This window comes from Planctomicrobium limosum (assembly GCF_051465645.1).
Classification (GTDB): Bacteria; Planctomycetota; Planctomycetia; order Planctomycetales; family Planctomycetaceae; genus Planctomicrobium.
This window is the reverse complement of sequence record NZ_CP195790.1, coordinates 3,113,611-3,125,812: the sequence shown is the minus strand read 5'-3', so window position 1 is coordinate 3,125,812 and position 12,202 is coordinate 3,113,611. Positions and strand designations below refer to the sequence as shown.

Below are 12,202 nucleotides of genomic sequence, written 5' to 3'. Positions count from 1 at the left end.
GTCAGCGGGATCAGGTCGTGTGTTCGCTTCTGTGATTAAAGAATCCAGAAGCGAATATACCAGTTCAGCCATTCCCCGAAGGGAGTAAAGAACTCTCCTGCAATTCGGAGCGGTTCATAGAACGCGGCAATGTAGCGATTCCCTTTAGCCTGTCGTCCAGAGAGCCAGTCCCAGTACATCGGCCCGATTGACAGTGTGTAAAGGCACAGCAGGATAAACATTCTCTCAATGAATGCTTCGATATTCAGCCAGATGGAGCGATCCGGGATTCGGGCCGGTTCGCTCTTCGGCTGTGTCGGAGATTGTTTCTCGATGAGAGGCGTATTCATGATGGCCGCACTCGAACAAGTCCTGTTCGAATTCGTCTGTCTTTCTGGCGTCGAGACTGGAATTCCTCTTCATCCGACTGCATACAAAAAGCGGTTGCTTTCATGATGATCCATGAGAGCAACCGTGCAAGTGTGTATGTGAACCAATTTGGCGTCTCAACGAAATCCGTTCTGTCAGAGCGGGCTCTGACAGAACGTTGAGACTGATTTGCCTGATCGCTTACTTGGCCGGATTTTCGAACTTCTCTGCGAACTCCACGAGTGTTCGCAGTGTTGCCCCGGTTCCTCCAACGTCGCGATATGGCTTCGCGGACTCTGCAAACGCAGGACCAGCGATATCCAGGTGCACCCACGGAATGTTGTTCACGAAGCGTTCGAGAAACTTCGCTGCTGTGATCGCTCCGCCCCAGCGTGTTCCAACATTTTTGATGTCAGCGAAATCGCATTTCAGCTGCTCATTGAAGCTTTCGAGCATTGGCAATTGCCAGATGTCTTCCCCTGTTCGTTTGGAAGCAGCGAGGAGACTGTCACAGACGTCCTGGTTGTTTGTGAACGCTCCGGAGATGTCCATTCCGAGAGCCACAACGCAGGCGCCGGTCAGAGTTGCCAGATCAATGATGCAGGCAGGTTTCTGCTCGGCGGTGTAACACAACACGTCGGACAGAACGAGTCGACCTTCTGCGTCCGTATTGTGGACTTCGATGGTGGTCCCGTTTCTTGCGGTGAGGACTTCACCCAATTTGTAGGAGTGTGGCCCAATCATGTTTTCAACCAGTCCGACGACGCCGATCACATTGACCGGAAGTTTCAGACGGGCGATGGCAGACATGGCACCGAGAACGGTTGCGGCTCCGGCCATGTCTCCTTTCATGGTGATCATGCTGTCTGAAGGCTTGATCGAGAGTCCACCGCTGTCAAATGTGACTCCTTTGCCGCACAGAGCGAGAGTTGGTGCTCCTTCGCCCCCGCCGTTGTAGCTCAGCACGACGACACGTGGGTCATGTTCGCTACCACGGGCAACTCCCAGAAGAGCCCCCATCTTTTCCTGCTGCAGGCGTGGTAGATCGAAGATTTCTCCAACCAGCCCAGCGGCGGTGGCGACTTCAACGGCACGGCTGGCAAAAACATCCGGGACGAGGTCTTCCGGGTGACGATTCACCAGTTCTCTCGTCAGATTCACTGACTCTGCCAGAATTCGTCCCCGCTCCAGCGATGCCGGGGAGACACTGGTTCCGCCGACGTTGATGGAGATTTCCTTGAACGCAAATCGGTCCTTTTCGGCTTTATAGAGTGCCTGCCCTGATGACCCAACGAGCGCTGAGTAAGCTGCGATCTGTGCGGCGGTATCCGCTCCGAGCTTATCGGAAACCACCTGTGGAATGGCGATGCTGATCGATTTATTCGCTGTTCCGGCGGCTTTGCGGGCGGCGGTCAACAGGCACTGTTCCCATCGCTGCAGAGTCAGCTTTTCGATAGGACCGACGCCAATGGCGATCACACGTTCGGCGGCAATGCCGGGAGCAACAGGCAGGACAGTTAATTCACCTGCTTTGCCTGTGAGTTCTCCTCGCTCGCGCAGTGTGCTGAGTGTTCCACTGAGCGCGGTATCAACCTCTGCGATTTCGACAGGGAACTCGGCCTGTTCCGGAACGCCGATGACAAGCCAATCGGATTGAACTGTGTTCAGGGAATTGCTGGAGAGTTGAGGCAGAACAACAGACATGTGAGCTTCTTTTTCATTCGCACTAAAGTGAACAGGGACAACCTCTGGGGGATTATATCGAAAAGAAATTGTTCGATGCGATCCCGTTATTTCACTGGGATCTGTGAATTGTGATCTCGCTTGGGAAGAAATGAAGGAGGTCTGGATGAGAATGCTGCCTCAACTGCAGGTTCATTGCGGTGAATCCGGTTGACTCGGGCTCGAATTCGACCAGACCAGTTTGCTCCAAAGTCCGTTGTGAATTACTCTGCTGTGACACCGGCGTGCGCCCATCGGGAGCATTATGGAATCAGATGATTTTGAAATCAGGACGGCAGGGAACCCTGACGGGGTTTGAATTGGATGACACAGATGCATGTTTATGCGTCTGCGACAATGCCTGCTGGACTCGATTGAATTTTTCTTTTAGTGACGCTGAAGGAATTCACGATGGCGAAGAAATCCATCGCAGACATTGACGTGCAGGGTAAGACGGTACTGATGCGAGTGGACTTCAATGTTCCTCTTGATGATCAGTTGAAAATCACCGACGACCGCCGTATTGAAATGGCTCTGCCTTCGATTAAGTCTGTTCTCGACCGTGGTGGGAAAGTTGTGCTGATGAGCCATCTGGGACGACCAGATGGAAATTTCGTCGCCAAAGCGAGCCTGAAGCCAGCCGCGATTCGATTGGGAGAATTGCTCGGCAGTCCAGTGACGTTTGCTGCGGACGCAGTTGGCCCGGATGCTGAAGCCAAGGTCGCTGCTCTGAAAGCAGGTGAAGTCGTCGTACTCGAAAACGTCCGCTTCTATCCAGAAGAAGAGTTAAAGGACGAGAAAGCGACCCCAGAACAGCTCGAAGCCAAAAAGGCCTTTGCTGCCAAGCTCGCTTCCTTCGGCGACATCTATTGCAACGACGCATTCGGAACCTGCCATCGTGCTCATGCGAGCATGTACACTGTTCCGTCTCTGATGGAAGGGAAGCCAAAGGTTGTCGGCTTCCTCGTTCAGAAAGAGATCCAGTATCTCAGCGATACCATTTCGTCTCCAAAACGTCCGTTCGTGGCGATTGTTGGGGGAGCGAAAGTCTCTGACAAAATTAAGGTGATCAAGAATCTGCTCACCGTGTGTGATCAGGTGCTGATCGGTGGGGCAATGGCTTACACCTTCTCGCTCGCCCAGGGCGGCAGTGTCGGGAAGAGCCTTGTCGAGAAAGATAAAGTCGAACTCGCCAAGGAGCTGATCGCAACTGGCGGTGATAAGCTGGTTCTGCCACTCGACACTCATTGCGGCGATGCGTTCAAGTCAGACTGCAATAAAGTTGTCGTCGACGCTGGCAAGATTCCAGACGAATTCGAAGGGCTGGACATCGGGCCTAAGACTGCGGAGAAATACGCAGCAATTGTGTCAAATGCTGGCACAGTGATCTGGAATGGCCCGATGGGCGTCTTCGAGATGTCCCCATTTGATGCCGGGACAAAAGCGGTCGCTCAGGCAATTGCGGATTCATCTGCAATCAGCATTATTGGCGGCGGCGACAGTGCTGCAGCGATTCAACAGCTCGGATTTGCTGATCAGGTGACGCACGTCAGCACCGGTGGTGGTGCAAGTCTCGAAATGCTTGAGGGGAAACGCTTTAAGCCGGTCGAAGTGCTCGACGAAGCGTAAGCGGATTGATTCGCGAGCGAATGTGTTTCAGTGATGAGGAGCCTCTGCGATTTGCAGGGGCTCTTCGTCTTACTGGACCTGAGTATTCAGCATCGGCTGATGAATTTGTACGAAATGATTGCGTTCCATTCAGCGAGATCTATCTTAGTTGCTGAACGGATCATATGATCAGGCTGTGGATTTTGTGTCGGCATTTCTGACCTGTCAGGCACTCAAACAGGCGGAATTCTCGACGAGCTGAAACGGGGAGAGCTGGCTGCAAACTCATTCAATGTGAGTGACAGCAGCAATCTCTGTGGCTCTGGAATTCATCACTGTTCATGCAATCGCCGTGAGTGAACCCCGGAATTGCCAATCCGACTTAACGGCTCCACCCAATTGAAATTGACTGGCATTCGATTTCGCCTCAGGACCTCCTCATGCTTCGTCCTCGTTTTGCCTTGGGAGTCGTGTGTTGCACTGCGGCTATGGCGGTCAACCTGATTTCGGAACAGGCATGGTCAGACGATACTCTGAAACCAATCGCACCTGCCGCTCCTGCTGCAGCAGGGACTGAAGACCTGTTTGCTGTGCCGGAATCGAACGACGAGAAAGCATTGCAGATGTTTCTGCAGCGTCTCGTTCAGACACAGCCGGAAGCTCAGTCTCAAGAAGGCTTCGTTGCTCACCTGAATAAAGTCGACACCGCTGTGACGACGGTACTTGCCCGTCCGGTTGGCGACGAGTTTTATATCAGTGTTTCCGAGTTGAAACTGCAGGTCTTGTCGGTACTGAACGACCTGGGTGATAAAACAGCAAAAGCTAAGCTCGAAACATTCCTGAAGGAACTGCAGGCCAGCAAACGTGCTGGAGTTCCACAACTGGCGACCCGCTTCCAGTTGCAGCAGGAAGTTGAAAATCTGACGACGCTCGACGAGGCTGGCCAGAAAGCACTGATCGCAAAGATCATTGAGCAGATCAAGTCTGTTTCAAAGGAAGATGGAGCTGCCCTGCAGTTCACAATCCAGCTGGCAATGTCCGCTGGCGAGATGCTTCAGAGAACGAACTCTCCAATTGCTGCTCCGTCTTTTGCAGCGATCGTCGAAGCGATCAAAGAACGTAAAGATGAGCGTCTCGCTGACCTCGTCACCAGCCTTGAAGGAACTGTCCGTCGCTTGCAGTTGCCAGGGAATCCGATTCTGGTCGACGGCAAGACCCTGGGCGGCGAAGCCTTCAACATCAACAGCCTGAAGGGCAAAGTTGTTCTGGTTGACTTCTGGGCCACCTGGTGCGGTCCATGTGTCGCTGAGCTTCCACACCTGCAAGAGCTCTACACCGCATATCAGCCAAAGGGCTTTGAAGTTGTCGGCATCAGCCTGGACACCGACAAAGCTGAACTGGAATCATTCGTGAAGGCCCGAGAAGTCAAGTGGCCGATCCTGTTCGAAGAGTCAGATGGTTCTGGCTGGGGAAACAAGATTGCAAGCCATTACGGTATCAGTGCAATTCCTACGATGATCCTTGTGGATCGCGAAGGAAAAGTCATCAGCACGAGCCTGCGTGGGCCTGCTCTCGACGAAGAGCTCGAAAAGCTGCTGGGACCTCTGCCTCCAAAGGCCGAGAAGTAATTTTCGGCTGGTCCTGCTCATGTCTTCATTTCCCTTGAAGGCAGTCTGATGTGGACTCGCAGAAGATCAATTTGAATCTCGTGACAGGCATTGCGAACACAGCGTTTGCAATGCCTGTCTTTCTTTTAGAGACGACGATTAGAAGATGGTTCTCTGCAAGAAATGTTGGGTTTCGTTTTGTCGACTGGGAAGTCGATTGAGTTGGCATATAATTGGGATTCAGGTGTCTGATTCGCAGCAAATCCAACAGACGAGGAGTCTGCAGCGGATCACTTGTCAGAGCAATGCGGTCTGGAACAGGCAATCTCATGGCGATCGATCCGGTATGTGGGATGACAGTCGATCCAGCAACGGCTCTCAGCGGAGAGCGTGATGGCAAGACTTATTATTTCTGTAGCCGATACTGCCATGATTCCTTCTTGAAGGCGCCTGCTCCGGATCAATTGCTCTCGCTCGATACCGGGCGGCTCGCTGCTTCTCCACGACCGGGAGGCTCATTGCCCGTTCTTGAGAAGGGGACTGCACATCAGCACGGCGCGCCAGCTCATGGAGCCTGCTGTCATGGGGGAATGGGGGCGGAGACTCCGCGAGCAAATACATCGTCTCAGGCGAAATACATTTGCCCGATGTGCCCCGGTGTTGAAAGTGATGTACCGGCGGCTTGTCCGATTTGCGGCATGGCCTTGGAACGCAATCTCGCCGTTCCTGACAGGGACTCCGTCAAAACTGTTTACACATGTCCGATGCACCCGGAGATTGAGCAGTCGCAGCCGGGGGACTGTCCCATTTGCGGGATGAGTCTCGAAGCGAAAACGGTCTCAGTCGAGCCCGCCGATGACCCGGAACTCGTCTCGATGAGGCGGCGATTTCTGATCGCTGTGGATCTGACGATTCCTGTCTTTGTTCTCGCGATGGGACCAATGATTGGAATTCCGATTTCAAAATGGGTTTCAACTTCCTTCTCTCATCTGACGCAGTGTCTGCTGACGACTCCGGTTGTTTTCTATTGTGGATGGCCGTTTCTGCAACGGGCTGTGACCTCATTGAAGACCGGCCGCCTGAACATGTTTACGTTGATCGGGCTGGGAACGCTGGCAGCATATTTCTTCAGCCTTTTTGCGTTGTTGTTTCCCGGTGCAGTCCCTGAATCATTTCTTGAGCATGGACACGTCCCGTTGTACTTCGAGGCTGCGGCAGTCATTGTCACGCTGGTCTTGTTAGGACAGGTTCTGGAACTCAATGCACGCCATCAGACGACGGGAGCCATTCGAGGACTGCTCTCGCTGGCGCCAGATTTCGCATTGGTTGTTCGAAATGGAGTTGCGGAGAAGATTCCATTAGCCGACGTTCAGATCGGTGATCTTCTGCGTGTCGTTCCAGGGGAGAAGGTGCCTGTCGACGGTGTGATTCAATCTGGTGAAAGTCATGTTGATGAGTCCATGCTGACTGGCGAGCCGATGCCGGTGTCGAAGCGAATTGGGGACTCTGTGATCGGTGGAACCGTGAATCAGCAGGGAGCGTTTGATTTTCTTGCGGAACGGGTCGGGTCGGAATCGACGTTGTCTCGCATTATCAGTCTGGTCTCTCAGGCTCAGCGCAGTCGGGCTCCGATTCAACGATTGGCAGACACGGTTTCCAGCTACTTCGTCCCGATTGTGATTGCGGTCTCCATTGTGACTTTCATTGCCTGGATGATCTGGGGGCCAGCGGAATCCCGGATGGCATATGCGTTCATTAATGCGGTGTCGGTCCTGATTGTGGCCTGCCCATGTGCATTGGGATTGGCGACTCCCATGTCTGTGACCGTTGGAATTGGTCGTGGGGCGCAGAATGGAATTCTCATTCGGGACGCTGCTTCACTCGAACAGCTTCACAAAGTCGACACGATCATCGTGGATAAAACGGGAACACTGACGGAAGGCATGCCGACTCTCACGGAAACACTTCCGGTTTCCGGGCAAGACCCAAATTCCCTGTTGGAACTGGCGGTAGGCGTTGAACAACACAGTGAACATCCACTCGCAAAGTGTCTTGTTCAGGCTGCGAAAGAGCGGAAGATCACGATCCCTGAAGCGACCCAGTTTCAATCCATTACTGGAGGTGGTGTTCAGGCGACGGTTCAAGGATTGCCGGTTCTGATTGGTCGAGCCGGACTTCTGAAGGATCAGGGAGTGGTTTTGCCAGCGGATCACCAACTCCGTATGGACCCGTTGCGTCAGCGCGGAGCAACGATCATCGATGTTGCGGTGCAGGGGGAGTATGCCGGATCGTTTGCGATTACAGATCCCATTAAACAGTCGAGCCCCAACGCGATTCAGGCGATTCATTCCTTAGGGCGTCGTGTCATCATGTTGACAGGCGATAATGCTGTGACTGCTCGGTCTGTTGCAGACCGATTGAAAATCGATGATGTCGAGGCAGGTGTGACTCCTCAAGGAAAACAGGAGTACGTTCAACGGTTGAGGGCCGATGGGCGTGTGATTGCAATGGCCGGTGACGGCATTAATGATGCCCCGGCATTGGCAGCGGCAGACATCGGGATTGCATTGGGAACCGGTTCGGATATTGCCATTGAAAGTGCCAGTGTGACACTTGTTCAAGGGGATCTGACAGGAATTTCCAAGGCGATTCGACTCAGCGAAGCGACAATCACGAACATTCGCCAGAACCTGATTTTCGCCTTCATTTACAATGTGCTCGGAGTTCCGATTGCCGCAGGGATTCTCTACCCGTTCCTGGGGGTGTTGATGAGCCCGATGGTCGCGGCCGCTGCAATGAGTTTGAGTTCCGTCTCAGTGATCGCAAACTCACTTCGTCTGCAACGACTCGACCTCAGTACCAAGCGGACCTAACAGGCTTTCGATCTACTTCTTCAGTTCGAAGTTGTGTTCCTGCGCCCCGGCTTTGATCTCCAGTTGCAGTTCCGTCTTCTCATTGTACTTGGCAGGAATGTACTGAACGATCTCGTCCATCATTTCGTTGTCAGGGGACTTCACTTTCTTCCCGCTTGGTCGGGTGGCCATGATGCGCACGTCGTTCTTACCGATGACGACGCCACGCTTGTCGCCTGAGTCTGTGGCGGAGTTGTAAGTCCCGTCCTTGATGTTGAGTTGGACTGGAGCCCCTTTCACCCCAACAACGGGGATGAACATGATGACTCCTTCATTGACTGGGGCCCCATCAAACGTGACTGAGCCATTGATTGTTGCTCGGGGAATCGTTTCGCCTGAACCACATCCGGCCAGACTCATACTCAGGATAATTCCGGCGAACCACTTGAGATGGATCTTGCTGCTGATCGTCGTCTGCATCGATTTGCCCTGTTTGAAACCCAAAATCTGAACTGTATCTGTGCGCCGCCGATTCAGAGGCATCCCCGTCGGGACTGAATGCGTGGTCAAGTGATCACTGTTGACGTACTGACAACATATCCGTAAACATGTGTAGATGCGTCTTCTGTTTGCATTCTGTTTTTGAATTTGTGCGCCGTCAAGCTCGCCGGTGACAATTTGGATTGTGGAATTAGTTTAGAAGGGCCTGGGCAATGTTGCTGAGACACAGTCGGAAACGTGGATTTACGCTTATTGAACTGCTTGTTGTGATCGCGATCATCGCGATTCTGATTGCCTTGCTGCTTCCGGCAGTGCAACAGGCTCGCGAGTCAGCCAGACGAACTCAGTGTAAGAACAACTTCAAGCAAATCGGCCTTGCTCTGCATAACTATTTGGACACCTTCGGTTGCCTGCCGATTGGTTGTCTGTTTGCTGATCTCGGCGGAACTGGCCCGTCTGCTTCGAATCGGACAACCTGGTTGACGCGTATTCTTCCAATGATCGATCAGACGCCGCTTTACAATCAGGTTGACTTTGTTCGCCAAAGCAATGTGGCAGGTTACGATCCAAATAACGTGAAGAATGCCGATCTGCCTGCTTATCGATGCCCAAGTGATGGGGGAACTCGTGGCAACACCGGTCAGTCGAACTATGCCCCAGGAAATTATGTCGCCTGCATTGGAACATCGACTCGGCTGCACGGAAACGGGAATGCAACAGCGAGTGCCAGTCAGCATGGATCGTATATCGCCGGGAATGGAGAATGGGCACGAATGGTGTTGAATAACGGAAGCGAGCGTGGAGTCTTCGCAGCGAACAGCAAAATCACCTTCGCGCAAATTCCTGACGGGACTTCCAATACACTCGCAGTTTCCGAGTGCGTTGTTGGTGGTGACATCATTGAATCATCTTCAGACGTCACTCCAACTTGTCCACAGGGAACACTTCGGACTCGTCGAGGGTTTTCATGGCTTTATGGCCAGACTTCGACTTGGCAGTTCGGCACGCTTATTACCCCGAATTCGACGACAATCGACTGCGAACGCTTCGACGTCTATGTGAATACTGCGGCACGAAGTAAGCATGCAGGCGGAGTTCAGGCGATGCTCGTCGATGGTTCAGTGCGGTTCGTCAGCGAGAACATTAACCTCGCGACTTGGCAGAATCTCGGGAATCGTCAGGACGGAAATGTCGTCGGAGAATTCTAGACCGTATCGGTCGCGAGCATGTGGCCGCGCAGCACGTTCCCTGCCGGCATAATGACGGGTTCCAGAGACATAGCATGATCTATGGGAAATACTCTGGCGCATCGTCAGGCTTCGTGATTCATTCCACCTGATGTTGTTTTCGAACTCGGTTGGGACTGTCCCTGCCGAGTTTTTCCTTTTCAGTGAGTTGATCTACAGGGCCGTTCGGCTGCCAGTGGGGTCGATCAGCCAGAGCCAGTCATCGAAGAGGAACTCGAATCGAATTGCCAGTAGCGCGATTCGCCCCATGACGGTGTATCCGAATGAGGCTCCAAAGGTGATCATCAGAACCCAGACTCCCATCTGGGAGACACGTCCGACAACACCCTGGTGTTCCACAGAGAAGAAGAAGTAAATCAGCGAGGCGAGCACACAGAGCACCAGAAGAATCTGTTGAATGCTTTCTCCCCACGCGACTCCGGACAGCCCTGTTGCCGTCTCGTGGGTGACGATCACAGGGTGAATTGTATTTTGAATCTGGCTGATGAAATCGGCCTGAAGAAACCCGATCAATCGAATTCCTGCGGTTGATCCAATGATGAAGGCCAGAGGCCAGCGGGCAATCCATGCTCCTTTAGGAGAAAGTCGCCAGAGCAGCATTCCACCAAGTAAAAGTGGGATGAGATAGAGCCACCAGTTTTCGTCCCGAACGATCGGGATACCTGGGAGTGCCCATGATTGAATCCATGCTGGCCAGAGCTTGGCGAGGAGCGTCGGAATCACGACGGTCCAGAAACTGACGACCATGATGTATGCGGCCGATGTCCCGACAAAGACAGCCTCCGCAAACTTATAGAATGGATTATCGCGGTAGAGAAACGAGAACGCGCAGAGTGTCATGAGTGCTGCCACCCAGACGCCTATCGTTCGGGACAGGCTGAACTCGGAGGAACCGGCGACATAGTCATTGTATGTTGCCTGACTCAGGTGCCCGTTTAACTCCGTGACATACGATCTTCCTGCTCCGACAATGATGGCTTCGTAGAGCAACCAGAGTCCGACGAGGAGACCAAAGGCAGCCCAGCCTCGTCCTTGAGTCGGTTTGATTGCAGTGGACGCAGTTTCCAAGTGAGTTTCTCCGTGACGAACACCGTGACGTCAGGGGCAATCGATTCGATGTTCAGAGTCGGTGGCTCTATTGGCAGTTTCGAATGTGTTCGATTGTACTTGCATCACTCAGAAATCGCACCAGCTTCCTGCATGTCATCAATTCAGAAAGGAATAGGATCATCTGCAACGCCGGAACTGTTTGTTGAAGTGATTGTCTTACAACCCAAAAGATTGCTTCAGGATCTCTTCATTGATCTGCCCGAAATAATGGACCCGACCGGTTTCGGTGTTCTGCAAAACAACCTGAGCCGGGCTGAAGAGCAAAGGATCCATCTGGTAAAAGTCTTTGCCGGCCGCTTCGAATAATTCGAGAAACGGCTTCCCGTATTGAGGCGAGCTTGAGGACGGAATTCTGGGGCCTAATTCTTCAATGGATTCGTCGTCACCGGTGACCCAGAGCGTGACGCGAGCGCCATAGAGTATCGCATCATTCGTCCGACCGATGGCGACAAGTTCGTCTGCACCGACTGGCGGAATCGGAGCGATCCCGATCGCTGCATCGACTCTGGTGATATCGAAATCAAGTTCGAGAAGTTTGTGCAGAGCGGTTTCAATGCTTCTGGCAACGACCTGCATTGTCCCAGGCAAGCTTGTTGTCGGCGCGACAAGCAGGGCAACCTGATCTGGTGGAACGTTGCAGTCCTTGGCGATCAGTTCAATGATGTCAGGGCCAGGAAGCGAACTGCTTTCGAGGATTCCGACAACACCGTCTGGGTGTTCCTGATACTCCAGCCTTTGGAAGAGTTCTTCTCGTGCGGCGGCAGCACGCATGGGGCCGGAGCCGATTGCGAAGTACTCTTCTGTTTTGATTTTCCAGCCAGCGTACTGGCTCAGTAGACAGGCTTCGACAGGAGAATCTGTCTGCACCTGCAACATCGGCCAACCGAGTCCTGCCAGAGTCCCCTGTGACATGGTGACATCGCTGAGTCCGCACATGCAGATTTCCGCGAGCGCGAGACCAGCGGCGATACCGCCAGGTGAATCAACGCCAAAGTCCAGCACAACGCCGGGGCTGAAACCGGAGATTTCTTCAATGCGAAGCTCATCCTGTCGGTTCATGAGCTGGTGAACAAGATCCCAGGCGAGATCATTCAATGCGGATTCTTTTGATTCATCTTCCACGGGAACTGATCCATCCGGCGTCCCTCCAAGGGAAGGACAATGAGTTGCTGGCGGTTTGCAAAGTGTCGTTGAATTTCGGCGTCGG

Annotated in this window: 9 protein-coding genes; 4 read left to right on the top strand and 5 right to left on the bottom strand. The window is 53.1% G+C overall.

Features of this window, described 5'->3' with window-relative positions; genetic code table 11:
• Nucleotides 1-35: 35 nt before the first annotated feature.
• Both SH527x_RS11685 and SH527x_RS11680 read right to left on the bottom strand, forming a co-directional pair.
• Complete coding sequence (locus SH527x_RS11685; RefSeq protein ID WP_437190855.1) at nucleotides 36-329, bottom strand: hypothetical protein; 294 nt, start codon at nucleotides 327-329, stop codon at nucleotides 36-38.
• Between the two features lie 220 nt (nucleotides 330-549).
• Nucleotides 550-2,052, bottom strand: a complete 1,503-nt coding sequence (locus SH527x_RS11680; protein ID WP_437190854.1) for a leucyl aminopeptidase — start codon at nucleotides 2,050-2,052, stop codon at nucleotides 550-552.
• Nucleotides 2,053-2,481: 429 nt separating this feature from the next.
• On the opposite strand from SH527x_RS11680, the gene SH527x_RS11675 reads away from it, so the two are divergent.
• From SH527x_RS11675 to SH527x_RS11665, 3 genes are all read left to right on the top strand, one after another.
• Nucleotides 2,482-3,699 carry a phosphoglycerate kinase gene (locus SH527x_RS11675; RefSeq protein WP_437190853.1) on the top strand — a complete coding sequence of 406 codons (1,218 nt, stop codon included), beginning with the start codon at nucleotides 2,482-2,484 and terminating at the stop codon, nucleotides 3,697-3,699.
• Between the two features lie 419 nt (nucleotides 3,700-4,118).
• Nucleotides 4,119-5,306: a TlpA family protein disulfide reductase gene (locus SH527x_RS11670; RefSeq protein ID WP_437190852.1), complete on the top strand. Its 1,188-nt coding sequence runs from the start codon at nucleotides 4,119-4,121 to the stop codon at nucleotides 5,304-5,306.
• A 308-nt stretch (nucleotides 5,307-5,614) separates the two neighbouring features.
• Nucleotides 5,615-8,158: a heavy metal translocating P-type ATPase gene (locus SH527x_RS11665; RefSeq protein WP_437190851.1), complete on the top strand. Its 2,544-nt coding sequence runs from the start codon at nucleotides 5,615-5,617 to the stop codon at nucleotides 8,156-8,158.
• 12 nt (nucleotides 8,159-8,170) lie between these two features.
• Here the strand turns inward: SH527x_RS11665 and SH527x_RS11660 are convergent, their stop codons facing one another.
• Nucleotides 8,171-8,617 (bottom strand): hypothetical protein, encoded by a 447-nt coding sequence (locus tag SH527x_RS11660; protein WP_437190850.1) that lies wholly within the window; start codon nucleotides 8,615-8,617, stop codon nucleotides 8,171-8,173.
• A gap of 233 nt (nucleotides 8,618-8,850) precedes the next feature.
• Here SH527x_RS11660 and SH527x_RS11655 point away from each other — a divergent pair, with 233 nt between their 5' ends.
• On the top strand, nucleotides 8,851-9,846 hold the full coding sequence (locus SH527x_RS11655; protein ID WP_437190849.1) for a DUF1559 domain-containing protein: 996 nt from the start codon (nucleotides 8,851-8,853) through the stop codon (nucleotides 9,844-9,846).
• A 192-nt stretch (nucleotides 9,847-10,038) separates the two neighbouring features.
• On the opposite strand, the gene SH527x_RS11650 is transcribed toward SH527x_RS11655, so the two are convergent.
• A complete protein-coding gene (locus SH527x_RS11650) occupies nucleotides 10,039-10,953 on the bottom strand; it encodes a hypothetical protein (protein WP_437190848.1) in 915 nt (304 codons plus the stop codon).
• Nucleotides 10,954-11,151: 198 nt separating this feature from the next.
• A complete protein-coding gene (gene mch, locus SH527x_RS11645) occupies nucleotides 11,152-12,117 on the bottom strand; it encodes a methenyltetrahydromethanopterin cyclohydrolase (protein WP_437190847.1) in 966 nt (321 codons plus the stop codon).
• Between the last annotated feature and the right edge of the window lie 85 nt (nucleotides 12,118-12,202).

What these genes read in the sequence shown, in the direction of transcription:
- SH527x_RS11675 (WP_437190853.1), top strand. Translation starts at nt 2,482, where the DNA reads ATGGCGAAGAAATCCATCGCAGACATTGACGTGCAGGGTAAGACGGTA.
- SH527x_RS11660 (WP_437190850.1), bottom strand. Translation starts at nt 8,617, where the DNA reads ATGCAGACGACGATCAGCAGCAAGATCCATCTCAAGTGGTTCGCCGGA.
- SH527x_RS11670 (WP_437190852.1), top strand. Translation starts at nt 4,119, where the DNA reads ATGCTTCGTCCTCGTTTTGCCTTGGGAGTCGTGTGTTGCACTGCGGCT.
- SH527x_RS11665 (WP_437190851.1), top strand. Translation starts at nt 5,615, where the DNA reads ATGGCGATCGATCCGGTATGTGGGATGACAGTCGATCCAGCAACGGCT.
- SH527x_RS11655 (WP_437190849.1), top strand. Translation starts at nt 8,851, where the DNA reads ATGTTGCTGAGACACAGTCGGAAACGTGGATTTACGCTTATTGAACTG.
- SH527x_RS11680 (WP_437190854.1), bottom strand. Translation starts at nt 2,052, where the DNA reads ATGTCTGTTGTTCTGCCTCAACTCTCCAGCAATTCCCTGAACACAGTT.
- SH527x_RS11685 (WP_437190855.1), bottom strand. Translation starts at nt 329, where the DNA reads ATGAATACGCCTCTCATCGAGAAACAATCTCCGACACAGCCGAAGAGC.